20 protein-coding genes are annotated in these 26,212 nt (G+C 41.9%); 8 read left to right on the forward strand and 12 right to left on the reverse strand.

Going from position 1 to position 26,212, the window contains the following annotated elements; all coding sequences use genetic code 11:
* Positions 1–323 precede the first annotated feature (323 nt).
* Complete coding sequence (locus A7985_RS10775; RefSeq protein WP_065790454.1) at positions 324–1,256, reverse strand: LysR family transcriptional regulator; 933 nt, start codon at positions 1,254–1,256, stop codon at positions 324–326.
* A gap of 112 nt (positions 1,257–1,368) precedes the next feature.
* On the opposite strand from A7985_RS10775, the gene A7985_RS10780 reads away from it, so the two are divergent.
* Positions 1,369–2,007 (forward strand): NAD(P)-dependent oxidoreductase, encoded by a 639-nt coding sequence (locus A7985_RS10780; protein ID WP_065790455.1) that lies wholly within the window; start codon positions 1,369–1,371, stop codon positions 2,005–2,007.
* Positions 2,008–2,056: 49 nt separating this feature from the next.
* Here A7985_RS10780 and A7985_RS10785 read toward each other — a convergent pair whose 3' ends face one another.
* The 5 genes from A7985_RS10785 to A7985_RS10805 all read right to left on the reverse strand — a co-directional run bounded on the left by A7985_RS10785 (position 2,057) and on the right by A7985_RS10805 (position 9,317).
* Positions 2,057–2,410 carry a VOC family protein gene (locus tag A7985_RS10785; protein WP_065790456.1) on the reverse strand — a complete coding sequence of 118 codons (354 nt, stop codon included), beginning with the start codon at positions 2,408–2,410 and terminating at the stop codon, positions 2,057–2,059.
* A 56-nt stretch (positions 2,411–2,466) separates the two neighbouring features.
* The gene (locus tag A7985_RS10790; protein ID WP_065790457.1) at positions 2,467–5,589 is read right to left on the reverse strand and encodes an efflux RND transporter permease subunit; all 3,123 of its coding nucleotides are present in this window, start codon (positions 5,587–5,589) and stop codon (positions 2,467–2,469) included.
* 5 nt (positions 5,590–5,594) lie between these two features.
* A complete protein-coding gene (locus A7985_RS10795; protein WP_081310513.1) occupies positions 5,595–6,674 on the reverse strand; it encodes an efflux RND transporter periplasmic adaptor subunit in 1,080 nt (359 codons plus the stop codon).
* Positions 6,675–6,918: 244 nt separating this feature from the next.
* Positions 6,919–8,133 (reverse strand): alkaline phosphatase family protein, encoded by a 1,215-nt coding sequence (locus A7985_RS10800; protein ID WP_065790458.1) that lies wholly within the window; start codon positions 8,131–8,133, stop codon positions 6,919–6,921.
* Between the two features lie 155 nt (positions 8,134–8,288).
* Entirely contained in the window at positions 8,289–9,317 is a 1,029-nt protein-coding gene (locus A7985_RS10805) for a S66 family peptidase (protein ID WP_065790459.1), read from the reverse strand.
* Positions 9,318–9,745: 428 nt separating this feature from the next.
* Here A7985_RS10805 and A7985_RS10810 point away from each other — a divergent pair, with 428 nt between their 5' ends.
* Positions 9,746–13,147 (forward strand): PKD domain-containing protein, encoded by a 3,402-nt coding sequence (locus A7985_RS10810; RefSeq protein WP_065790460.1) that lies wholly within the window; start codon positions 9,746–9,748, stop codon positions 13,145–13,147.
* A gap of 112 nt (positions 13,148–13,259) precedes the next feature.
* The gene (locus tag A7985_RS10815) at positions 13,260–13,934 is read left to right on the forward strand and encodes a hypothetical protein (RefSeq protein WP_065790461.1); all 675 of its coding nucleotides are present in this window, start codon (positions 13,260–13,262) and stop codon (positions 13,932–13,934) included.
* A gap of 51 nt (positions 13,935–13,985) precedes the next feature.
* Here the strand turns inward: A7985_RS10815 and A7985_RS10820 are convergent, their stop codons facing one another.
* Entirely contained in the window at positions 13,986–14,609 is a 624-nt protein-coding gene (locus A7985_RS10820; RefSeq protein WP_065790462.1) for a LysE family translocator, read from the reverse strand.
* A 276-nt stretch (positions 14,610–14,885) separates the two neighbouring features.
* Here A7985_RS10820 and A7985_RS10825 point away from each other — a divergent pair, with 276 nt between their 5' ends.
* The gene (locus A7985_RS10825) at positions 14,886–15,860 is read left to right on the forward strand and encodes a hypothetical protein (RefSeq protein ID WP_065790463.1); all 975 of its coding nucleotides are present in this window, start codon (positions 14,886–14,888) and stop codon (positions 15,858–15,860) included.
* Positions 15,861–16,017: 157 nt separating this feature from the next.
* Here A7985_RS10825 and A7985_RS10830 read toward each other — a convergent pair whose 3' ends face one another.
* The 5 genes from A7985_RS10830 to A7985_RS26465 all read right to left on the reverse strand — a co-directional run bounded on the left by A7985_RS10830 (position 16,018) and on the right by A7985_RS26465 (position 21,036).
* Positions 16,018–16,473 (reverse strand): nuclear transport factor 2 family protein, encoded by a 456-nt coding sequence (locus tag A7985_RS10830; RefSeq protein WP_065790464.1) that lies wholly within the window; start codon positions 16,471–16,473, stop codon positions 16,018–16,020.
* 216 nt (positions 16,474–16,689) lie between these two features.
* Positions 16,690–17,568 (reverse strand): CPBP family intramembrane glutamic endopeptidase, encoded by an 879-nt coding sequence (locus A7985_RS10835; RefSeq protein WP_065790465.1) that lies wholly within the window; start codon positions 17,566–17,568, stop codon positions 16,690–16,692.
* A gap of 461 nt (positions 17,569–18,029) precedes the next feature.
* Positions 18,030–19,547 (reverse strand): HEAT repeat domain-containing protein, encoded by a 1,518-nt coding sequence (locus tag A7985_RS10840; RefSeq protein WP_065790466.1) that lies wholly within the window; start codon positions 19,545–19,547, stop codon positions 18,030–18,032.
* Positions 19,544–19,762 carry a hypothetical protein gene (locus A7985_RS10845; RefSeq protein WP_065790467.1) on the reverse strand — a complete coding sequence of 73 codons (219 nt, stop codon included), beginning with the start codon at positions 19,760–19,762 and terminating at the stop codon, positions 19,544–19,546. Before A7985_RS10845 ends, A7985_RS10840 begins: the two co-directional genes overlap by 4 nt.
* 71 nt (positions 19,763–19,833) lie before the next feature.
* Positions 19,834–21,036: a hypothetical protein gene (locus A7985_RS26465; protein ID WP_065790468.1), complete on the reverse strand. Its 1,203-nt coding sequence runs from the start codon at positions 21,034–21,036 to the stop codon at positions 19,834–19,836.
* Positions 21,037–21,486: 450 nt separating this feature from the next.
* On the opposite strand from A7985_RS26465, the gene A7985_RS10855 reads away from it, so the two are divergent.
* The 4 genes from A7985_RS10855 to A7985_RS10870 all read left to right on the forward strand — a co-directional run bounded on the left by A7985_RS10855 (position 21,487) and on the right by A7985_RS10870 (position 26,103).
* The gene (locus A7985_RS10855) at positions 21,487–21,801 is read left to right on the forward strand and encodes an antibiotic biosynthesis monooxygenase family protein (protein WP_065790469.1); all 315 of its coding nucleotides are present in this window, start codon (positions 21,487–21,489) and stop codon (positions 21,799–21,801) included.
* 16 nt (positions 21,802–21,817) lie between these two features.
* The gene (locus A7985_RS10860) at positions 21,818–22,519 is read left to right on the forward strand and encodes a helix-turn-helix transcriptional regulator (protein ID WP_065790470.1); all 702 of its coding nucleotides are present in this window, start codon (positions 21,818–21,820) and stop codon (positions 22,517–22,519) included.
* Positions 22,520–22,786: 267 nt separating this feature from the next.
* A complete protein-coding gene (locus tag A7985_RS10865; RefSeq protein ID WP_065790471.1) occupies positions 22,787–25,258 on the forward strand; it encodes a TonB-dependent receptor in 2,472 nt (823 codons plus the stop codon).
* A gap of 218 nt (positions 25,259–25,476) precedes the next feature.
* Positions 25,477–26,103: a hypothetical protein gene (locus tag A7985_RS10870; protein WP_065790472.1), complete on the forward strand. Its 627-nt coding sequence runs from the start codon at positions 25,477–25,479 to the stop codon at positions 26,101–26,103.
* Positions 26,104–26,212: the final 109 nt, after the last annotated feature.

The following is a 26,212-nucleotide window of genomic DNA, read 5'->3' on the forward strand; positions in this document are numbered from 1 at the left end:
ACCCCCCCTCTTGATAAAGGTCGTTCCACTGGGCCTATTCACACCTTTTTATACAAAAAGACAAAGACTCAACTTTATAAGCATAAATATCAGAAACTTATAAAAACCGTTAAATTGGACGAATTAAGTAAAGTGGGGCTATTCGAACGCTTTTTTTAGAATATCGTTAAACTTAAGAGCCCATTTTTGATTGGCAAAGCACCGTAATGTAGAGATAGGTGATGGCTGAAAACGTATTGTCTGTGTGTACAAAAACAAAGCCATTAATCACGTAGCAGCAGGATCATTCAAACTCGCTTTTTATTGTTTTCACCACGATTGATTTATGACGAATTCGAATGAGTACGTGCTGTACCATCAGTATAAGTTGCTGGCTCAATGTCGTCTTGCCACATATCCGCAATGAAGTCGATAAACGCCCTCACAACGGGAAGCTGGTAACTGCGCGACAAGTATACAGCCCATAGTTGGCTGCTATTGATATGATAGTTACCAAGTACTGGAACCAACACATTTTCTTTAATGTATTTACGCGCAATATCATAGGGCAATAGAGCAACACCACTTCCATTGATCGCTGCTGCAACAATGGTGGTAACGTCATTACATACCAAAGATCCTGACACTTTAACCTCATGCACTTCGTCTCCACGCACTAACTGCCAGGTATCGTTGGCCAGATGTACCAAGCAATTATGGTTGAGTAAATCTGTTGGTGTCATAGGCTCAGATTGCTCAGTTAGGTATTGCGGGGAGGCACATAAACAAGCCCCAATTTTCATCAGCGGTCGAGCAATTAAGCTTTCATCAGGTGTGTTTGTATAACGCAACGCTATATCAATTCGTTCTTCAACAAGGTTAGAAAAGCTATCACTGGCATGAATATCAATTTTGACACCTTTGTGCTGTGCGATAAATTGACTGACCGCCTCAATCAACATGGTCTGTGAGAACCCAATTGGACTTGTGATTCTTATAGTGCCAGCTAGTTCAGTTTTATCTTGATAACTTTGCGCGATTAATGCGCTGGCCTCATCTAAGATTCTCTCAAAGCGTATCAAGGCTTTGTCACCTTGTTGAGTCAAGCTTACTTTTCGTGTTGTACGATGTAGTAAACGCTGCTTTAACCATTGCTCTAATTCTTGAACATGACGTGATACTTGCAAGCGACTCAAGCCCAGCTTCTCTGCGGCTTTAGTAAAGCTAGACAAATGCGCTACTTCAACAAAACTCTTAATCGCTGTAATTCGGTCCATTATATTAGCTCAATTATAGATACAATATGCATCAATTAATGGTGATTATCTCATATTAGTTTTCTTTTAATCTGAGCACAACTCAACATAGTTCAATAAAAGAGGAAAAATTATGAAAGTCGTTGTTTTAGGCGCTTCAGGTTGGATTGGCAGCCATATTGTTGCTCAGGTAAAGTCTAGAGGCCATGAAGTTACTGCATTAGTTCGCAATTCGGATAAGTACGATACGTCAGGTGTGACGGTGAAAAGCTTTGACTTAAATAACCATGACCAAGACCTATCGTCCATTATTTCTGATGAAACAATTTTTGTTGCTGCTATCGGTGGACGAGCGCTTGGAAATCATGAAATCGTCGCTAACACAGCTTCAACGCTATTGGCGCAACTGCCAAATACCAGTATTGAGCGTTTGGTTTGGGTTGGTGGCGCCGGTTCATTAGAAGTCGCCCCTAACTTAAAGTTGATCGATACCCCAGAATTTCCTGCAGAATACAAAGATGAGGCAATTGCACAAAGTCAGGCACTTACAGTGTTTAAATCGACACAAAGTCCTTTAAACTGGACTTATATCAGCCCTGCAGCCGAGATTTTTCCTGGAGATAAAATGCAAGCTTACCGTGTTGGATTCGAGCAATTATTGTTAGATGATGACGGGAATAGTCGCATTTCGGTTGCCGATTATGCTACCGCCCTTGTAGATGAAATCGAAAAAGGTGAGCATATCAATAAACGTATTGGCATCGCTTATTAATCGCAGTTTTTGAAAAATTGGGGCTGTAATCTACAAGCCCCTTGCTCACTTAATTACATATTTCTATTACTGAAAAGCTGTTTCCACTTGGGTCAATTATATGAGTCATCTTTGCGCCCCAAAGTTGTATTTCTGGCATGCCAGTAAAACAAATGCCCAGCGCTTTTTTTTGCTGGTAAAACACATCAATATTTGTAACTTCTACACTGAACCCCAAGTACCGACTTGCTTCAAACTCCCCCTTTTCTTCAGGTTCCAAAATCAAATCAATCTCACCTAGCTTAAAACCGATTACAGCATCAACTACCCCACCAAAAGCCCACTTAAGCCCTAATTGATGTTGGTAAAATTCGACAGATTCGCCAAGGTTTGTGCATGGGATCCGTATGGCGTTTAACTTCATGGTGACTTCCGTTACTTTTGTGCCAAAACAAAGGAGCCCTTGGCTCCTTTATCATTTTAGTGTGCTCGCTTGTTACCGAGTACGCTCACCAATAGCGCGGGTAAAAACGTTAAACTTAGGAACGTTGAGAACACTATGCCACATAATACGATTATACCAACACCGCGATAGAGCTCCGTCCCATCACCCGGTATAAGCACTAAAGGCGCAAGACCAAACAAGGTGGTTGCCGTAGACATGAGTATAGGCTTGAGGCGTGTGGCGACCGCTTGCTTCACCGCAGCGACCACTTCCATACCCTGATCGACGATCAACTTACGAGTTTGGTCCACAATTAAAATTGGATTATTGACCACTGTTCCCAACAAAATAAGGAAGCCCAGCATGGTGATCATATCAAACGGTTGATGAAACGGGGTCATGCCAAAGTTGGCAAGCAGCGCGTTGATACCGTTTACGGATATCAAACCAAGTAGCCCACCAGCCATGCCCAAAGGGACAGTGGCTAAAATAAACAGTGGATAGCGCCAATGCGTAAATATCGCAACTAGCAGCAGATAACTCAGTACCAAGGCCACAATAAAGTTGCTCGATAAGGATGCCTGAGTCGCTTCTAATTGATCCGCAGCCCCGCTAATTGATAACTTAGTACCTTGTGCAATTTTGCCCTGTTGCCAAAGTGTCGGTAACAACTCTGTTCTAACCATTTCTTCCGCGGTTTCAAGTGCAACGTCTCTAGGAGGAATAATATAAACAGTCACCGTTCTCTTACCATCGACGCGGCGAAGACTGTCACTATTTTTACTTTCTACCAGATCAGCTAATGCACTCAACGGTAAAACATCGCCTGAAGGGGTTACGATTGGCGAAGTTGCCAGTTGCTCTATAGTTTGCTGCTGTTTTTGATGGCTAAAGATGAACATATCAATCTTGTCATCATTGAGAATAAATTCATCGACATAGGCGCCATCACTCAACGATGAAATGGTATAACCAAACTCATTGGGGCTGATGCCTAGCTCAGCCAGTCGCTGCCACTTTGGCTTTATCTCGATCAACGGTTGATCTAAACTCAATGCGCGAGGATCAGAGTTAATTTGAGGGTTGTCGAACGTAACCTGTGCTTGCTGATATACAGCTTCTGCTGCGCGATATAAATCAGTTAAGTTATTGCCTGCAATATCTACCGCTACAGCACGTGTACCGCCATCGTTGCTAGAAATAATTGAACCTCGAGCCGAAAAAGCACGCATATTGTCATAGCTTCTAAACTTAGCTGTAATTGCATCCATCATTGCTTGGATATTATTGGGATCCGTGGGTGCACTTAAAAACCAAATGCGGCCGATAGACACCGACATTGAGTAATACGCCAACGGTGGCATATCCGTTTCACCCTTGTCAAACGCGTCGCTGGACGCATTAACATGGCCATTAAAGTAAACCCGCAACTCATCGCCAATTTCTTTCATTTCGGACAAGTTATAACTCGGCGGTGCAATCATCATTGAAAATGCTTTTGGTTCCTCACCCTCAGGCAAATACTCAGCGGCTGGCATAAGTGTATAAGCCGCGCCCAAAGTTAGCACAACAAATCCAGCGGTAATAGCCGTTGCCCGTGTTCTCGTCGCAACACAAAACGCCACTAACCCCAGCCAACGTTTTGAAAGAGAAACGGTTTTTATTTCTTCTTTGCGATTAGGCAGATTTGCCAAAGTGGTCGGTACAATAAAGATGGCCACTAACATGGATGCAATAATTGCAGATGAAACCGCTATTGCGATGTCTGAGTAAAGCTGACCTGCTTCTTGTTCAACAAATAAAATAGGTGCAAATACCAATACCGTTGTCGCTGTTGAAGCGAGCACCGCAGGCCAAACTTCCTTCACCCCTTTTATCGCTGCATGCAGTTTACTCGTGCCACGTCTGTTTGCTTGCACAATTGCTTCAAGCACGACAATGGTGTTGTCGACTGTCATACCAATCGCGAAGGCAACTCCTGCTAATGAGATAACATTAATCGTTCTGTCGAATAGCATTAATCCCAAAAATGCTGCAACGGTACAAATAGGAATGCCTATCACGCCAACAAGTGTTGCGCGACCCGAACGTAAAAACCAAAACATAACGAGCGTGGCGAGCAAAGCACCCAAAGCTAGATTCGTCCATACATTTTTTAGGGAGCTCTCAACATACTGGACATCATCGCTCATCAGCAGCAACTCAAGGCCATTCTGCGCGAGTAACTCTTGGTTTATTTGCTCAATAACCGGGAGCAATTGTTGCTTGATATCAATAACATTTGAACCACTTTCACGTCTTACCGACAGCCTCAAAGTACGTTCACCATCGGAGTAGGAAATACCTCGTAGCTCAAAGTGATCTAAAGAAACAACCGCAACGTCTTTAAGTTGAGTTGTAATGCCGCCTTGTTCAGAAATAATTAGATCTTCCAACTCATTTAATTGCTCAAAGCGACCCACCATGCGCAGTAAATAACGGCTAGAACCACTTTCGATGTCACCAGCTGAGGCATCGCGGTTACGTGCTCTAATTGCACTCCGTAAGTCTGTAACACTTAATCCTCGCTGGGCTAAGCGGCTAGGATCAACATTAATTTGAACCTGTCTGGCGGCTCCACCACCAACACGTACCTCAGACACTCCCGTTACACTTTCCATGCGTGGTCGCACGAAATCTTCAGCAAAGTCTCTCAGCATATCAACGTCAAGATCTAAGGGATTGCCCTGCTGCGGCTTTAAAACAAAATGCATGAATGCGTTAGAGGAAAATGAGCTGGAATAGAGCCTAGGTTGGTCGACGTTTTCAGGGTAACTCGGCACTTGGCTCAACGCATTGTTTACGCGAATAAGCGCGTCATTCACATCGACACCAAATGGGAACTCAAGCTCAATTCTCGCAGAGCCCATTTGTGAATAGGACACCATGCGCTTCAAGTTCGGTAAGCTTCGCAAATAACGTTCTTGCTCTACCAAAATTTCTTTTTCTACGTCTTGCGGAGTAGCTCCTGGCCACCCTGTTTGCACGGTGATGGTTCTCACTTCGAGATCTGGGATCATCTGCACAGGGATTTTCAGTGCCGTGACCAAACCCAATATACAGACAATTAAAGAGATTACGGCAACTAGAGTACCGCGTTTAACGGCGCTTTCTATCATCTTCTTCAGCCCTTATTAACCACAATCTCACTGCCATTTTTGAGCAGTTGTACCGCAGTCACAATAATTGGCGTGGTCAACACATCGTTATTACCAGAAACTGCTGTAATCATGACTTGCTCACCACGTTGCTCGAGAATTCTAACCGTGTGCCTTTGCGCCTTATTGTTATCTGCGACAAAAACACTCAGCGCACCGTCTGGATGATATTTCAGCGCCGATTTAGGCACCCACACCGCTCGCATACCTGTATTTGGAAGCACAAACCCAACTTGAGCTGACATACCCGCCACAAAGCCAGCCTGAGCAGGCACTTTAACGTGAACTGTAAAACTCCGTGTTGATGCATTAATTACTGGGACCACTGCCTGAATGTGCCCTTTAATCAGTGTGCTCTGCTCATTGTCAGGTTGAATGTCTAATTCTGTTACCATGCTATTTGAAAACGCGCGAATGTACTCCTGAGGCACGGCGACACTGAGTCTCAACTCGTCGGCAGATACAAGTGTCAGAGTATGCGTTTGCGTTGTAACCCACTCTCCCAAGTCCACATCTCGCTTCATTACAATGCCTGAAAAAGGCGCGAATAATGTTTGTCTTCTTAAGGTTTCTTTATTAACGGCTAATGTCGCTCCCGCTTTTGCTAATTCAGCTTGAGCGGCTGCCACACCAGCTCTGCGTTCAGCCAGTAATGTAGGAGCAACAAATTGCTTCTTAGAAAGAGACTCTACTTCTTCCAATTGACGCTTCGCTTCCAGCAAAGCAACTTTAGCAGCTGAAACAGAAGCCTCACTTTGTTCTAATTCTAATTGAGCCAAAGTTGGGTCAAGCTTCAGTAGCGCCTGCCCCTTGGTTACGGCATCACCCACTTCAACTAAGAGGGCATTCACAACACCCGCCTCTAAACTTGCCAGTGTTGCATTTTGTTTTGCTTCTACCGTGCCACTGAGCACCAGTTTATTTTTATATTGAAGATCCTGGGCTTCAAAAACCGCGACTTCTACTGGCGCGCTCCAAGTTGCTGTTGACCAACTTAGTAATAGGAATGTGGCCAATGCTGATACCGATGCAGACATACAGCGCATTTTTACACCTCAAATGATAATTGTTTTTAGTAAGATACTATGAATGAATCTACCGAACGTGCTAATTGCGACAAACCCACTGTTCTAGAAGTTAACGGTCAAAAAGTGCATAGGATTTCATTTTAAAACACTCTGTTATTTACTTTTTGACCGACGACTAAGACGCAGCAATTCTAATATACGCTATGTGTAAAAGATGTGAATTCCCCCAGTTGCTGCCGAGAATACTATTTGAATGAGTGAGTTATTTTACTAGCGCCGGCGTCAATGTTTTGCCATCACCATCAATCTTTGACAATAATTTTAGGCCCAAGATATTTGCAATTGTTGGGTAAATATCAAGGTTATTCACCTCCGATAGCTTCACACCTTGTTTAAAAGCGGGACCATGCGCAACAAACATCGCAGCCATGTCTTTACTGTAAGGGTAACCATGAGCACCTTTAGACGTAATCTGCTTATTTGTACCAAATGCATAAGGCGGTGTAGCCTCGATAATAATCTCTGCGGTGGTATTGTCGATCACAACGCCCCTTTCTTCCAATATATCATGACTCAGCACCTCAAAACGCTTACCTCCGACTTTCGAAAAATACTTTTTGAGTTGTGCAATATCAACGTTTGAATGTGGCTTTTTGTATAAATGTACCCGCGTAGTCCCGTTTTTCACTTCAAAATCGTCAAAGTCAAAATCAAGCTCGCTAAGCACAATTGTTTTGTTTGGCTCTACCGAGACCATGCCATGATCGGACACCAAAATAAGATTTACATCATGCGCTACTTCTGTTTGCGATCGTGTCCAGAGTTGTCCTATTAATTTATCAACGACCTGCACTGCATCGTAAGTCTCTTTTGCATCTGGACCAAAATCATGTCCCATATCGTCGACAAGTGAAAAGTACCCGGCAATAAACTTTGGTCTTTGTGTGCTTTCCAATTGTAGCCAAGCAATGATTTGATCAACGCGTTTTTGATAACTTCCGTGTTTTGAGTAATGCATATAATAACTCGGTGTCCTGCCATTAAAACGCGCATCTGACTCCGGCCAAAAATAAGTGGCCGCTTTTACACCTTGTAGTTCAGCAAGGTTCCATAACGGTATGCCATTTAGCCAAGTGCTATCTTGCAGCCCATTACCCATTTTATAACACGCTTCTCTGCGCTTATTGCAAAAGTAGTTATCAATAATGCCGTGGTTAGAAGGCAACAACCCCGTAATAATAGAGAGGTGGTTGGGAAAGGTTTTTGTAGGATAAACAGGACGCATATGACTCGCTCTGACACCTTTGTTGGCAATTTGAGCTATGGTTTTAGCGTCATGCTTTTCAATATAGTCCCACCTAAAACCATCAAGAGAAATTAATACAACACTTTGCTCATCTTTAATATCAGATGAAAAAGCATTAAAAGAAAAAAACGTCAAAATCAAAAATACAACTACAGTGTAATAATACTTCATTATTATTCTCGAGAATTTAAAATTTTCGATACTGTATATTTTAAATATTTCAAATTGGAAGGGCTATTGACCCCCAAAGGCAATATTTGAGGTATATAACTTAAATATAAGACAAACGACGATATGAAGTTGGAGCGTGGCATTGCCACCTCCAATTAAATCAATGTTTGGGTAATACTTCCTTGAGTTTGTGTCAGCTCAACCTCGGCTAAAGCGCCATTAACTAAAGTTAAGTTAGGCGCTAGGTGACCAATATCTACATCATAGACCACAGGAATTGGAAGATCGCCAAGTGCCATGGTTAATGCCTCAGTGCCACTCACTGGATCTGCGTCGTTATCTAATACAGCATTACGGCCAATTAATATGCCTGATGCATTTTCAAAAGCGCCTTGCAGTTTTAGCCCTTGCAGTGCTCTGAAGTATTGTGTTGGTGATAATTCTGCATTTTCAAAGTATAAAATAAATGGCTCATTGTCGCGGGCTATTGGGTTAAAGAACTCAGAGCCATAAAGCATCATATGAATATCTAAACAGCCGCCAGATAAGCGTCCTGAAAACGTGACTAAGCCCTCTTCTTTTATGTCTTTATTCAATACCTTCCATTTTACGGGTTCAGTTAAGTTAAAAGCTGCTTTAGGATCTTTGCTGTAATCTGCATATTGCGCTTCATAAAAACTAGCATTGACCTGCTTAAAGCCACTACCTTCGGCCAAGCTCAAAAAATCAAACACTTTTGATGTTAGCGCATCGGTTTGATTCAAACTTAATTGCATTAAGTTGGTGCCATGGCAAGTCGCCCACCCCAATTTAGAAAAGACAGCTGTCAGTATTGTACTGATGTCTGAAAAGCCAAGTATCCACTTGGGTTTGACATTTTGTAATCGCGCCCAGTCCAACATAGGCAGCAAGTCCATAGCCATTTCACCGCCCCAAGGCGCCAGTATCGCGTCAATACTCTCATCACATAAGAATTGCATGAGCTCACTGGCTCGCTCTTCAATACGCGCGCTCACATGCTTGGTATTCTCTCTCAGGCATTTGCCCTCAAGTACTTCAAACCCTCGAATACGTAAATCATTTAACACCACATCAAGTCGCGGATGCAAAGCAGCTGGCACGCCAGAAGAAAACGCCGTAATTGCGACTTTACTGCCACGAGATAAGGGAGCTGGGTACAACATAAAAACTCCTTCCTTATAATAAATACGAAATTTCGGCCTAAAAAAACCTAAATACCCCTGATTATCAAAGGCGCATCAACCTATTTAAACAATATATAAACTCAGCGTACCAGTTAAAGTATCAACAAAGTGTTAATAAGATGATTTTGCAATTTAAAAGCCAAGTCAAGAATGCTTCTAAGCCGCTGAAAATAATAAAAACATCATCGGTAAACACTACTTCAAAATATATAAGATTTGCAACATAAAAATGCCACTAACTTAATTGCCAAATTGGCTGTACGAATTACGACCATTTACTATGCTTTAGTGAGCGAAACATTAAACCATACATAATCTGCACAGATTGTATCGTGCGTTTCAAGAGGAACAATAATATGTTTTATTCATGCAAACGGATGCATCTTGTCAGTACTTTGGTGCTAAGTATGCTTGTTGCTAGTTGTGGCGGTTCGTCAGGTGGAGACTCCGGTTCTCCATCCACTCCAACCCCGACGCCAACACCCACACAGCCACAAAACAATGCACCAACGGTTTCAATTAGTGGCGAGAACTCCATCCAAGAAAAAAAAGAGATTTCACTTACTGCTCAAGCCAGTGATAGTGATGGTTCGGTTGAATCATTTTCGTGGCAAATTGTGTCAGGCCCGACAGCAACCCTGACAAACTCCACGACACAAACAGTTACGTTTACAACGCCTGATATCACAGAAGATACAACGATGACACTTCGCGTCACCGTTACTGATGATGATAATGCGACAGCAAGTGCAGATTTTAATTTAAGTGTGTCACGGATTGTCAAATCAGTCACCATTACTGGATTGGTGACTGATGGGCCAATCCCCAACGCAGCTTTAACCGTCATAATCGGCGACAAGAATTTTGAACTAGTTGCTGATGCTGAGGGCAAATATACTTACACACTGGATGTGGACGAGTCTATGGACAATGATTTAGTTCGGATCAGAGCTAAAGGGGGTACCACGCAGTCAGAAGTCGAGTTTTACTCGCAACTACCTAGCTTCGCTTCCATACAGTCACAAGCAGGTGAAGACGGTATACTCGACAAAGATGACAACTTTGGTGTAAATATCACAAACGTCACCACATCAGAATATGCACTGATCACCAAGGAAGTTGGCGTACCGCAATCTCAGAGTGCGCTAAACCAAGCACTCGTGGGCATAGATGCTGATGAAAAGCTCACGCTGGCAGCACTTATCAAAATCGTGGTAGATGGCGAAGGTGATGACGCATTTAGCTTGCCCCCAGGTGTAAACTCAACATTTGACTTAGTCTCGAGTCAATCTGCGGTTGACGATCTGACTAACACCATTAATGAGCAAAACCCAAACCTGATTGACAGCACGAAAAACGAGATAAAAGACGATGGCGACCTAGTAGATAGCGGCCCATCTGGTATTACTGGCGACTTTTTAATCGGCTCAACCAGTCGCTATGAAGACTTATTTTTAGAAGCTACGTTCAACGCCGACAACACGGGGACTTTTGCCGACTATTCTAGCGGCAATATTTCTTGGAGTCAGAACGAGCAAGGTCTTGTAAACATTACATTTGTTGGTGACGTCCGTAGCAACGGTTTTCCATGCACCGACAGCGGCGGCATGCAACTCGTATGTCAATTCAAGTATAAGAGCGCAACTTTTACTATTGTCGATGAAAACCCGGTTGCTAAAGCCATTAGCATTAACTTCATTGGGGACGAAATAACAGTCGTTAGCGAAGGTGAAGGCACTGTATTACGTAGTGATATCTCTCGCCCAGCCGAACTTTCAATGATTGATAAAAACAACACAATCATGCCTGATGACAGTAAGTTCAGTGGCGATTGGTATATTAATGCGCTGTATTATATTGATACAGGCACCTATGCGAGTAAAGTCACCTTTAACAGCGACGGTACAGGCAGTGCACAAACACCATCTGGCGAATCTCGCACTCTATCATGGGCAATCAATAATAATGTTTTGACTATAACTTTGGCGGCGACTGACTCACTTGCAGCAAAATCATTCACCTATTGGATGATTAAGAGCGTGCACACAGGGTATCAGTTCTGGGCTACCACCGAGAAAACAGAGTCTGAAAGCCATAGAAGGCGCAGTGGCTTAATGCTGCCAGAGCAACAAATTACACTGACTGAAAGTGATGCTTTAGGGCGCTTTAGAGAACATTATGGTTCGTCTGAATTACGCAATAATTTTATCGACAATTATGTAAATGGCGCTTCTTATTACTTCTTGAGTAACTTAAGAGATGCATGGCATGTCTCTGGCCGAACGCTTGATATGGTGAACTACCTTGATAGCTCTTCAGGCACTAGCATGTCGGTTCGCCAATGTTCTGAAAATGCCACTAGCGAACAATGTACACTCCAGTGGCACCAAAGAATTGAAGTGATATCGCGCAATAACAACGCGTGGTTTGCACGTGTTAGTTACCCTGCGTCCAACCAAAACAACTCAAGGGTTGTGCAGTACCTTAAAGGCCAATCAACCTTGGCGCAATTTGACTATTTTTGGTTAGACAATAGGTTTATGTATTTTATTGAAGACAGCCAAGTGCTCTCCAATCAATTCACAACAAAAACCAATGAGGATAACTCAACATCTCGCGTCGTTTTAACTAACGGCAATGAAATAGGCAGTTACTCCATTGATCAGGGGCATTTGAAAATAGATCAAATGGGCGCTGTTGGGGTTACCGAGCTAAATATGTTCGATAGAGACTATCTCAATGTTTGTGGCTACCCAGAAGGTACCAGTTGTGATTCAGGCGAGGTTCGAAATCTATACTTTGATTTTGCCTTGGCATCTCGAGCTCTGTCGACCACTCCGCCCACAACCACGCCAATGGCCATAGATGGTACTTGGTATATGCCCAGCTCACCAGATTTTGTCATTGTGATCCGTGATGGCGTATGGGTGCATATGGAATTGAAGACAGATCAAGATCCGCAAGGATTTGCTGGGCTAGAAATTGGCAGTCTAACTTGGAACGAGTCTACTGGAGAATTGATGGTATCTAAGGTCATTGATACTAATGGCGTTTATGGTTTTGATTCCAACCTCATGCACGTTGCCACTGTTGCAAACAATCAACTTACACTCGACGTTCAAGGGGAGAGTCCCACCGTTTTAGAACGCTTAGTAGACGCAAACGAGCCGAGAGTGGGTGGCTTTATAGAATATCCACTTAGCACCGACAAAATCTTTGTAAACGCATTTCTACCTGGTAATAAATTCTTTGAAGCAGAATACAACCCTGCAATGTCGGATGGCCCTGGAATTAACTATGGCTCCTATGTGTACAATGCTGATTCAGGTCTTACCCAGCTAACTTATGAATTAAACCAGCTGAATACCGATGACACGACCTTCTTCTTGTATCAAGCAGGTCCTGATGTATTGCATTGGAAAGATACCGATGAAGTGGGAGCAGTAGTTCGTGTTAAGCCTAATAGCACTCAGCCTTACTTGGACCCATACAAACTCAAATATGAGCGATTTGCGCTTAAAGATGGCGATGTAACCCACTACATTGATATGTACAGTAATGGTACAGCAGATTTCATATCAAATGGCCAAACCCGCTCCTTCACATGGACAGTGACGCTTGGTCAACTTAACTTGAAAGCAGTCACCCCCAGTGCAGGCCTTGCAGTTGAGGCTTATGTCATTACTGCGACATCTAAAATAGACGATGGCTGGAATGTGGATGTGATTAAGCTATCGCACCCAACTGTGCTTGATAATGAAGATAGCCCTGACCATCACTCGAGGTTCAGTGGCACGCTTCGAAGATAACACACAACAAGTCGGCGCTGTTTTATAACAGCGCGTTTAATTTCATAAATCGCAACAAAATGGTATGTATATTGCTGAGTATTTACATACTTACTCGGGTGAGTTGTGAGCGATGAAATTAACGCAAGACGAATTGGACTACATACATGAAATTGTAGAGCGACCCTACTTGGAAAAAATGAGTAGCCAAGTAGTTTCTGATTCACAGCAAAGGAATAAGATAAAAGGGCTATTGGCGCAGCTGATACTGTTCGATCCGCTTAGTCTATTGCTGTCTCATGATCAACATATTGCGCTACAATCATTTGACACCAACAGCCTACTGACACTGTTTGCTAGAGGTATGCCTCAAAAGCTGCCACATGAAGCAAACGAGAATGAAATGGCTTTGCTCACCCTCATCGACCAATTGCCGAATATCATTGACGACCATGGTTTTCCACGTAACTGGCGCTTTCATCCATCCCCTAGAATTTCAATGAAACTGGCTAGTAATAGTGAGAGCCCCAAGCTTACATTTACTGTAGACAGCCTTTCACTGTCAGGGGCTTGCGTTATTACCTTTCCTCTAAACAGCTATATGTGTGTCGAACTATTCTTGCATGGGCAAGCCTGCCTAGAACTCACTTGTGGGTTAGAAATTAATATTCAAGTAGAACGTGCAGTTTCTAGAGCGAAACACCAAGTCGCCCTGGAGTTTTCTAAAACTACTCGTGATAATCCTGTACTTAAATTGCTCATATTGAGTCAATATGTAAAGAGCCGCTCTAAAGGCGCTAGCTTTTGAGCGGCAAAAGGCTGCCTATAAAATCTTTGCGGTTAAATAAGTCATCTTAGATTAGAAAGTTTGATATAGAACTCTTGCTGCTAGCAGTAAAAAAGCAGCGCCCAATACTTTTGAGATAACAGACTGGCGAGACTGTAAATTTAGCTTTTCATTGGCTGACGATGTAGCAATCGACACAAAAATAAACCATATCGCATCAATGGCAAATACTGTAAAACACATCAAGAAAGCCAAAGCTACCGTCATAGCTTCAGGATCAATAAACTGAGAAAACAATGCGACAAAAAAGATTGCTGTTTTAGGATTGATAAACGCCACCATAAACCCTTCTTTCGCAGCGGTTAGCCAATTGCTTGCCACCCGCTCATTTTGCGTGTCGTTGCTACCAGTCGATTTACTTGTAAGGATTTTGAACCCTAGATAAGCTAAATATGCAGCCCCCAAGTACAATAGCCCCGTATACAATACTGGAAACTGAGAGATTAAACTGGCAAGACCCAAAATAGACAGTGCCGCATAGCTACCTACGCCGAGCGCGTGTGCCACGCTGGCTGCAATGCCAGATTTAGCTCCCCCATTGATACTATGTCGAACAACGACAGCTAGACTAGGGCCCGGCGACATTGCCCCTAAGGTACAAATCAATGCCAAGCTCAACCATGCAGATAATTCCATATTCACCTCTTTGAAATTGTGAACGGCGAGTTTACCTAAGTTTCGTAAGCTTAGCTAACACAATTAGGCGTCTTAAAAAGTTTAAACAATACCCTACAGGCCTTGCCCATGAAACAGATGCTACATGACTAAGATCTCTGGAGCCTAAGCCATGACTATCCACATTGTGGGCAGGCTAATTTTATCAATGAAAAAGCTTGTCTATTTCCATTTATTCGCGACTTCTATATTATTTCGAGTGCTGGCGTCACATTAAATTAAGTAGAGTAAAGCGCATTGACCAATTTAACTATCAATAAAAAAGTCCTGATATTACTCCTCATTTTTATTGCACTGTCAGTAATGGTCTCTCTTCGCTTTTTGCCAAAAGAGATACCGCAATACCAACCCGCAGTTGCACATACTGAGCGTAATAAAATCGCTCTTTTACCCCAACCAAATAACAACCTGACATCACCACATGAGCACGTCGAGCCTGTAAACATCGAAGGCGAAACTGACGCACGAACAAACGATTCAGGTCAACTTAGAGTCATGGACAAACCTCAATGGAAGTTACCCGATAACTTTTATAGTGTATTCACGGCTTTAAAAATCGCTGCGGAAAATGGAGATGCAGAGGCAAAATACGTCATCGCAATGAATTTAGAATATTGTCTTTCCGTACCGCTAGACGACACTGCCCTGCAAAAAAAGCTGGATGAATACGCCAGCGATGGTTACGGCACGTCATCTATGGACACCGTAATTGAGCAGTTCAATTATTGTAATTACATATCTCAGTCAGAGCGCAGCCAGTTTTTCTCATACTTGGAGGATGCCGCAAACAGCGGGTCGGTCGCAGCGCAAGCGCACTTCTCCAAGATAAGACCTGAGTTTTATATGGAACTTCAAGGATATAAATCGCTAGCGCGAGATGAGTATATACATAAACGAGATACCTACATGGAGCAAAGAGTCTCTTTTTTGAAACAAGCGGGTTTGCACGGCAGTGAGCAAGCACTAAAATATTTATCTTATTTATACCACTCACATCAACTAAGCCAGAATAGCCTTGCGAACGCTTATGCCTTGAACAAATTAATTGCGCAGATCACTGACAATAGCGACACACATAACCGCTACGCAAAATATGAGCAAAACCAATATCTACAACTAACAGCTGAAGAGCTAGACACTGCCAATGAAATTTATGAACGCTGGATTTCGACCATTCGGGCTAACGGAACCTATTACCCAAGTAAATATTGATATCTTGCATACTCTGTTTTTGCAACCGCCCCAAAACACAGACTGCATCACTAAATACGACGAGGCTCCTTTTAATAAGCAAATACAATGTTGCTCAGAAGCCCCGTATAATGCGGGTTATTTACCAGAGTACAAGCACTCAGTACTAAGCGCTGCTTTACTCGACTGCGCTTTTATTAACACTTTCTCTCTCTACGTACTGCGCCACTTTACTTGTAATTTGCCACTTTTTACCATCAAAGATTAAATTCAAATAGTCGACATAACCGTGCTGTTTATTGTCACCCCAAGTGAACTCGACAGTTGCATTAGCTGCATTTTTAGTTCTCAGAAGCTGAGTGATTTCAATCTTGGCATTCCACGTATTTCCAGTATCGACCATTTTAACAAATTGGTTTCGATCATAATTATGAAACTTGTTTCGCCCATCAAAAAATTGAATTGTCGCTGTTTCCTGAAATGCCGCTTCTACTCGCTTACCAACGCCTTCACTCACCCCTTTAATGTATGAGTTAACGGCTGCTTGTGGTGTCGTAAATTCTTGTGCACTCACATTAAACACAGTGCTTGATAAAAACGTTAGGCCTGTTGCTAAAATAAGCGTTCTAATCATTATTCTCCCCAATTTTTGTTGTTACTTGTGATACTGTTGACGTATACGAGTAAAATTTATTTTGAAACTTTTCAACCCTTCCGATTAATAAGAAGCAGGTGTTCAGTTAGACATATTTCTATTAATCGGTGCAATTTGCAACTTTTAAAAGTCAATTGTCCCTGTTTTGATATTGGAATTATTTCTTATCATTAAAGTCCATGAGTTTAGCTCTATTTAAGCTAAAAATGGGTAAGTAAAAAAGCAAAAGTGCATTAAATTAAACATAAAATGTATATAGATAGGTACCAAAATATTATTGGTTTTCTGATAAGCATAAGCGCAACCTAAACCTAACAGCGAAGCGATCACAGTGTACGCCAATCCCCCGGGTAAGTGCACAATCCCAAATAAAAGGCCTGAAAACACGACTGTAATACTTTGCCCAAATCGATGGTGCAGTTCAATTTTTTGCATTTGTGATTGCAAAAACCCTCGGAAGAAAGCCTCTTCGGCGTAACAAGTAATAAACAAGTTTGTTATCACCCAGCCTACCAATATTGGGCTCAATTTAGGGTCCCACTCAACTAAACCAGAAAGAACACCACCCGCTAGCCCTAAGAGAATAACAAGCGTTGATACAGAAAATACCTGCTTTGTTTTTGCATTTTTAGGTGACTTACAGCGTGGGACAACCAGAGCCATGAGCGCAATGGCCACCATCAGTTTGTCGAAATTTAAATGCTTAGAAAAGGGCACTGCATTTTCACTCACTAAATACGACTCAATCACTAAAGGGTTATTAAACCCCGGAAATGCATGTATAAAAAATAAGATTGTAAAAACAAATATGCCGATCCCTAGTATCCATCGTACAGCTATGTGCTTGAAATAGTTAAAACCAAAACACATTAAAAACAAACTGGCGACCCCAGCTACACCGAAGGCATCAACAATATTAAAGTGATAGGCAAATATGAGTGACAACACAGCTAAGGCTAGCGAAGTTCGACGCATTAAAATAGTAAGGGCACAAATGGCCAACAATGCAGGGAGAAAAGCAATCACTATGCCCGCATTTAGCGTTAAGCCAAATAGTTCAAAAGGTGAATTCATTTCAAATACTACTTATTCCATGGTTTTCACACACAACTGCGTAAAAATAATAATTTTTACAACATTGTACGTTAAAGCTGTCGATGAATTGCACAAGTTTTTATCTTAAATTTTAGCGCTGGCTGGTGAATGTAAATAGAGTTTGCTTAGTGCTCGTGCTACAAACAATAAAATTGTTCGAAAAACGCCCCCTCGATTACAAGCCAGACTAAATTTCAAATTTAACTAAGCTGACAACGCATTATCGATATATTGCTGAAATAAGTTAATGCAGAGGGGTACAGTTATGATATCGACTGCCCTTTTAGGTCCCACAAAACCTTCATCAAAAACACTTTTGGTAGCACATTAAATAAGTACCGAAACAAGGCCAATGAACGTTAGACATAACACTCACTCTAGCCTTTAACGCATTTAAAAAAGTGTTATGTCTATTTCAACTCAGATAGAACAAGTAACTGTTAAGTTTTTTCTGAATTAATGTCCTGCAAAAACTTTTGTATCGCTTCGCTGTCGTATCGAGATAGCTCTTTTGCAGCGAGTTGCGCTTCATACGTATTCGGGTTTTGCTCTATTACGGTTTTTAAGTAGTCAAAACTGAGTTCTTCTGGATATTGCCCTATTGCCGCAATAGCTGCTCGCTTGAGTGCAATATCATCACCGTTCAAAAACTGAGTTATATCTTTGATTAATTTAGGGTCACGGCTATTTCCCATCGCAGTAACTATATAATCTTGACTCATATTTGGGTGCTCTTTAGCCAACGAACGTAATTTGAGTCTAATCGTTTCTTTGTAACTATCAGACTCCTTCAATTCAGCCCCAACGCCTGCATATGTTAATAAAGCAGTTTCGTATAACTCTGACGTATTATCGTCCAAGTCTGTCTCGATTAAACTCCGCTCTACCATCATTTCCAGACCACCTAACAGTTCAAAAGAAGGTGTTTGTATGCTTATAGACGAAGCTAGTGCATGTAATCGCGAATAATTATCGAGATCCTCATCTAAGAAAACTTGAGTCAACAGTCGCTGAGCAGGTTCTGATTGATTGTCTCCTAGCACAGCAAGTGTTGCTCCTTTTTGCCAATCAGGTACTGCCTCGTCTCCAAATAGCTCATACAGGGCTAAAGCTTCTTCTGGATTTTGGCTTAAAACGCCAGTGAGAATGGACATGTAGCTACCCACCATCTCTCTGTCGCCACCTTGTGCGAGCTTAGTTTTCATTTCGTTAAGTAGCTCATTGATAGATATAGTACTTTCTTGATTATTGCGTTTATATTGTCGGTAGCTACTCGCAACTTGTTCACCCGGTTTGTCAAAATATGCATTCAACATCGTGGGTAAGTCTACTTTCCCTGTATGCCAAGGTGTATCTTTAGCATAGTGAGCATCAACCTCCTTCACTAAGTGAATATGATTTTTTAGTTTGGAGACAAGCTCACCTTCACGATAAAAGGAGTACATATCTAAAGCGGTGAGTTCAGCAAGTTGATGCGCGTCAAAGTGATACTCGGCGTGTGAATTTGTGGGGTTTGCTTCAATCCCCGGAACTGCAAATTGCGTCGATAAAACCTGTGCAACCGACTTAGTAACGAGACTGCCTTGTGCTGAATAATTTACACTAACCAGCCCCATATCTCTCTCTTCTTCAGCATACCAAGTTGTGGTAGGTTTTGTATCCGGTTCGATAAACTGTGCTGTAGAAAAAAAGGAATAAAAGCGGTTGTAATCACTTGGTGATAATTGCTTTTCTGTATATAAAGCAGATAATTTTCCTTGCTTGTCAAAGCCTACAATGACGGGCGTACTAAATACTTCTTTTAACTCTGCGGCAGATTGACCGTCAAATAAGGATTCTTGCACCGAAAAATACGCCCCAGCGTAAGACAATTGTTGTAACTGACCCAATGGCTGCATCTGTAAGTTTGCATGGACTTGATACGAAGTCACTTTTTTTTGACTAGCTTGACTATTCATACCTGTATTTGTAGTTCGATATTTTGTTCTATGTTTGCTAAATAGCTCGCTTTAGTCAAAAACGGAAGCTGACTACCATCTTGGTTGATTTGTTCATTAGGTTGGTAATTTGCAGTTTGTTGCTGTGAAAACTGAGTTCCTATGACTAATGCCCCAATAATGGCTCCACTTGCCAGTATCGCGAATGCTGTTAAGCGTAATTTTTTCGAGTTCATTGAGAGTCGTCGTATCCTTAAAGCTCTTTACCAGAAAGGAGGGGAATCCCCTCCCAATTTTTAGTCAAATATTACCAGTACCAATCGGTTTCATAGAGTTTCTTGTGTTTCCAGGAGCCTCTTTCTTCCCATAGATCAGCACATATGAATCCATAACAGCCTTCGACTTTACCTGACGGAGTATGGTATCTAAGGCTTGCTTCAGCCCATACCTCATGTTCACTCGCGTCATATCCAATGCCAACGTCTAGCTTTGCTTCAATGAGCGGATCAGCTTTACCTTCTAGGTCAATGCTGCCAAACGAGCCATTTACGTCAAACCAAGTCTTTACGTATGGGTCGAAATTAGCATACATTTGCTGCTTCCAAACAAGCGCATCCAGCGAGAGCGCAGCTTTGTAGCCGTAGTTTGCTTTTAGTTTAAAGTCAGCCGTTACGTCACCCCATTTTGTGTCAACGGTAGTATCATGCTGCCACTGCTCAAAATAGTCCTTTTCAAAACGTTTTGACCAACGCAGGCCAGGCTGTATTGAGTCATGCGCAAACTCGTCCGACAAACCACCTTGATAGTAAGCAATTCGGCTTCTTAAACTCGGTGCACAGGTGTTAATCGTGCCACTGATTGCATTATCAAGAATTAGGCGCTTTATGCTACGCGTACTGCGACTCTTGAACATACCGAACCAAGAGTGCTCGCCCTTCATCGCTTTTTTATGACTAACTTGAACCTGATCTCTAAAACATTGTTTTGCTCGGCTTGTATAACGAGCCATTTCACTAAACATGCCATTGAGTTCACTTAGGTGGAAGTTAACACCCACTTTCTGGTTTTCGCCGTGGCTCCAGTCATTTCTCCAAATAACCTTACCATCATGATTTTTAAGGTTCGCGTCAATTTGACTTTGCTGAAGCTTATAACCGATAAATAGTTTGTTGCCACTGACCAAGTCAGTTTGAATAACGGCTTTATGAGTTTGGTCGATATTAGCTTGAGCTAAGTCTCTTAAACGCGCTTTCCAAAGACGAATGTCCAAAGAGGCGTTGCGATTTGCAGTATAAGAACGGCTTTTACAACCTACAGAGTCCTTGTCACACCAGTCGCGATAACCTTGTGTAACTTTAATGTTTCCATAGACTTTACTACTGCCGCCAATTTTGTAGTCCGATTTTTTTGTTCTATCTGAATAAACTTGTTGCTGTGCCATTGCGTTGCTAGACAACACACCAACTAAAATAGCTGCACTACTTAATACAACTTTATTACTGTACTTCATTTTAAATTAATCCTTTTAGGTCAAAAGTAACCGGGGCACATACTAATGACAAATTATGAAAAATGTAATAGTAACAATAATAATTTTTATTTATAAATGTAACAAATTATTTCATATTTTATTCTCATTTCAACTTGGTTAAACATTTATTAAACCAAAACACTCAATCACCCCTTAAAAAATATCTTTCATACAATCAAAACGTTAATTTAGTTTCATGAAAAAATTAGTAGACTAATTAGCAACTAAGCTGTTTTATCAAGGCAAGTTCAGTCATACCATTTGCTGTAAATACTGAGTGAAAATTACACTAATTAGCGGACTGTGTACTTCTAAGCATTGTCGGTCACTGGACATTCTTAGGTGATCAACATACCTGTTGCACACTCCTGACACTCCCTGACATGACCTTTTGTTTTAATAAAGCCTCCAAACACAAGGAGCTATAAAATGAAACAGAACATAATTGAAATCGTAACATTCAAGTTAAATGCCGGCGTATCGACTGAGCAAATGTTGGAGAAAAGTGCAGCTTTTGAGGAATTTGCAGCCAAACAATCTGGTTTTTTATATCGTTCATTGGCTCATCAAGCGGATACTGATACATTCATTGACATCAGCTACTGGGAAACAATAGAAGATAACAAGAAAATGCAGGCTGCATTTGAGGAAGTGGACGTATGCCAAGCATTCTGTGCTTTGGTCGATAAAGAATCAGTTGGGATCAGCCATCATTCTGTATTAGCTAAAAGCTGCGATGCTTAAATAAAAGGGGTAGATTGTGCATAAATCAGAGCGATTATTTCAACTTGTCAACTTGCTAAAAGGGCGCAAAGTTGCAGTAACAGCAAGGCAGTTAGCTGAAAAGCTCGACGTGTCTGAACGCACAATCTACCGCGATATCCAAAATCTACAAACTTCCGGTGTCCCAGTTGAAGGAGAAGCGGGAATAGGCTATTTAATTAGCGACTGTGATTTACCCCCTTTGATGTTCTCCATGCAAGAGCTCCAAGCCTTGCTGATTGGCAGTCGTATGCTCAGTGCATGGACCGATCCCGAACAAGCTAAACATGCACAATCTGCAATCGCCAAGATCGAAGCTGTTTTACCCACCCAACTGAAGCAGCTCAATGACGCACTTCCCTATTATGCGCTGGGCTTTAAGCATGATGAAACATGTCAGGCACACAACAAAGTATTGCGCGAAGCCATTGAAGCTAAGAATCATCTATCCATGACTTACATAGATGTGAAACAAGATACAAGCGAAAGGACAATTGAACCGCTAGGACTCGTTTATTGGGGTGGAAAGTGGACTGTTATTGCATACTGTTTACTCAGGCAAGCTTATCGAGAGTTCAGGCTTGACAGAATCGTTGCGTTGTCAACGCTTGATTCGCATTTTGAACACGCGGTAGATAAAAACTTAGCTCACTATATTGAACTCGTAAAAACTGCAGCATGTGAAAAAGAAAATACCTAGTTTTCAAGCTCATATGACCAGTAGCCTGTATTTTAACTAAATATACATTGATTACATTATAAATTATTTATTCAACTTAAATTATAAATAAAGAAACAAACACAAACCATTCAAGCACACCAAAACAACATATAGAAAATTTATTAACACTCCGTAACTTTAGCAACTTTTATTAAACGCAAATGAGAGTTGTTATCATTTGCCATCACTGTTAGTATGCGCGCTCTCTGCGAATAAACAATCATATTGCGTAGTATGGAGTGTAATATGCAATTCTCTCGTTCACTAAATTCAAAAAGTGTCGTCGCAACTGCGGTTAAAGTTGCCTTGCTTGGTGGTGTTGTTGCAACAGCACATGCTGCCGATAAAGCACAAGCTGACATTGAGCGCATCAGCGTATATAACAAACACAATGCATTGATTTTAGAATCAGGCACTGCGACTAAATCGAACATGGCGTTAATGCAAACGCCTGCTGCAGTTGTTGTTGTAGACAAAGAGCTACTAGACTCACAAACCGCAAACACCTTACAAGATGCAATCCGCAATGTGAGTGGTTTTAGCCAAGCGGGTAACAACTACGGTATTGGTGACAACCTAGCCATCCGAGGCCTTGGCGTAAATTACACCTACGACGGTATGTACGGTGGCGCAAGCTTGGGTAACAACTACAACCCTACTCGCTCAATGACCAACATTGAGAGCATGGAAGTACTAAAAGGGCCTGCTACAGGTCTATACGGTATTGGTGCTGCGGGTGGTGTCGTTAACTTAATCGAGAAAAAGCCTCAGTTTGAAGAAGTTTATGAAGTAAGTACCAAAGTAGGTAGCTGGAACACATACGGCATCATGCTTGATGCAACTAATGCAATTACTGACGATTTAGCGTATCGAGTAGTGGTCAACCACGAACGCAGCGATGGCTACCGTGACTTGCAACAAGATCGCGATGAAGTATATGCAAGTGTTAAATTTGTCGCATCAAGAGATCATGAATTCCTGTTCTCTTCAGCTTACATTGATGATGCTGTTCAGGTTGATTCAGTTGGCGACCCGGTAAGAATCGTAAATTGGGACAGCATCAAAGGTGCACCAAGAGCGCTAACAGGTGACGATGTACCTAACGACCCTAAATTCATTATTGATAAAGATGGTAATAAGAAATACCTAGGTATTCAACTTTCTGAAGCACAGCGTGAACAGCTGGCAAAGTCAATTTCAATGACGGATGGCTTAAGACCATATGACTTGGGCGACACAAGCTTAATCTCACCGCTTTCTACACCAAATGAAGGTCAAGAGCTGCGCTTTAAAGTCCGTCATGATTGGCATATAGATGAAGACTCGACGCTTACTCAGCAAGTTTTGTGGCGTAAGTATGAGTCAGATTTAGTACGCCAAACAGGTGCATATAATTATGTATATTGGGATCGCGCTGACAGAACCCATGGTTCAATCATCAACGCAGACCCTCGTGGCCCACTTGTTACTGAAGATGGGGAACTGCATCCATTTGCGGCACGTCGTCAAGAGTACCGTCGTGCAGTCTCTGATGAAAAAACTTGGCAATACTTTGCTGATCTTCAGCTGGGTTGGAGCTATGGCGATATCAGCGGTGAGCACCTAGTTAGCGCTAATTATGAAAACCGTAGCATGGCATTTAAGCAATGGTCTGCTTACGATGGCGACGGTAATAAGACAGGTAATGCCATTCCATACATCCTAGACATTCGCAACCCAAACTGGGGAACCGGCGAATTTATGGATTACGACCCAATTGTAAGAAGTAATTACAATAAATCAGTACAAGCATACGGCATTGGTGTACAAGAAGTTCTGTACCTAACCGACGCGCTTACTATGAGAGCTGGTTTTGCATATACGGGTATAGAGCAAGAATACCAGCATTTAGGTACAGCACGCACCAAAGAAATTCTACCAGAAAATGACACTGATGATGCGGGTACTACCTATACATTTGGTGTTAACTACCAAATCATGCCTGAACTATCAGCGTTTGTGAATGTAGGTAAGGGACGCACAGCTTTCGGTATCCTTAACTCTGTAACCGACGGCGTAAAAACGCCAAATCCACCTGATTCAGAATCAGAAACACTTGACCTAGGTATCCGTTTTACAGCATTTGACGAAGACCTACTTGGTTCACTTGTAGTATTTGAAACAAAGCGTACAAACTTGAGATATTCAAATCCTGAATATGACGAGCAAAAAGGTCCGGAGTTCAATGCTGGTATTCCTCAATACAAATACGATAACAACGAAACAACTAAGGGCGTAGAACTAGACTTAAACTTAGCGCTTGCTGATGCTTGGAAACTAAACGTCAATGCCACGTATCAAGACGCCGTAACAATCAAGAAACAAGAAAGCGACCCTGCCAAACGCGAAGCAGCTAAAAAAGGTGTGCCCGAAAAGATGGGTGGCGCTTGGCTAAGCTACACAGTACCACACTTTACATCTGGCGATTTCGAGATCAGCCTTGGCGTAAATTATGTCGGTGAGCGTACGGTAAACCATCCTTCATTTGGTCTACCAACAGCTAAAGTCGACAGCTGTACACGCTGGGATATGGCTGCGGCATACCACTTTGATGCCTACCATGTTCAGTTTAATGTTGAAAACTTAACTGATGAAACTTACTACAGTAAAGCACTATTTTTAGGTGGTTTACCGGGTGATGAGCGTAATTACAAGCTGACTTTCAACTATCAGTTCTAAACTACGTTAACTGAGGCGGCAAATTGCCGCCTTTTTTTCGAGTCACCTTTTTACCGCCCACCTTACATTCTCCCTTTTATCTATTATTTTCAGGCATTGTTGTAGCCTCAGAGTCCATCTTTAGCTCTATGACTAAGTTGGTTTGCTTATTGCTTAAATTTGTTTAGATAAACGCGCGATTTGCTTGCGCGCTTAGCATGCCTCAAAAGGATATATTGATGAACATCGTTACAACACAAACTAACAACCAACTAGAAAAAATACAGCAATCAGTCACTCAAAGTAGTATTGATAAGCACGCCGCATTTGCAAAAGAACTGCAAAACGCATTGGTTGCTGAGCCTCAAAATACCAACCCTGATTATGTAACGCCAATTTCACTCAACACCAACTACAAAGAAATTTCGGTGCAAGCCAAAAACTACTACAACCAAGCCATTGAAACTGCTAAAGAGCGAGTAGATTCAAGTGCTGACTTGCGCGTACAAGAGCGACAACTATACCGAGAAACTATGATAGAAATTATGGATATGCCCATTGAAGTTGAAATAGAGCCCCATGAGGTAAATGAGGCCCTATTGTTTGGTAGTCTTGGTATTGATTTCTTAGAGTACAAAGAGGCTGGGATTCGCATAGAAATGCTAGACCTAGCTGAAAAAGATATCATGAACTCTCAAGTTTTGACGACGTCTGACAAAGAAAAGCTGAAAAAGCTTATCGACGAGCAAAGAAGTACTTTGGAGCTACAGCGAGAGGAAATGCTCGCAGGCACTTTCATCAAAGAAAAGACCGATCACCGAGCTAACATAGAGCAGCAATATCACAACCTCAAATTCGATCAGTAAGTCAAGGTGAAAGCAGCCCACACCTTAACCGCAAAATTGTTGTTAAAGAAAAAATAAAAAATTCAGTATCCATTCTAACACCCTTTAAAAATGGAATTGATATACATTA

The sequence above is a fragment of the Pseudoalteromonas luteoviolacea genome (genome assembly GCF_001696455.1).
GTDB lineage: Bacteria > Pseudomonadota > Gammaproteobacteria > Enterobacterales > Alteromonadaceae > Pseudoalteromonas > Pseudoalteromonas luteoviolacea_C.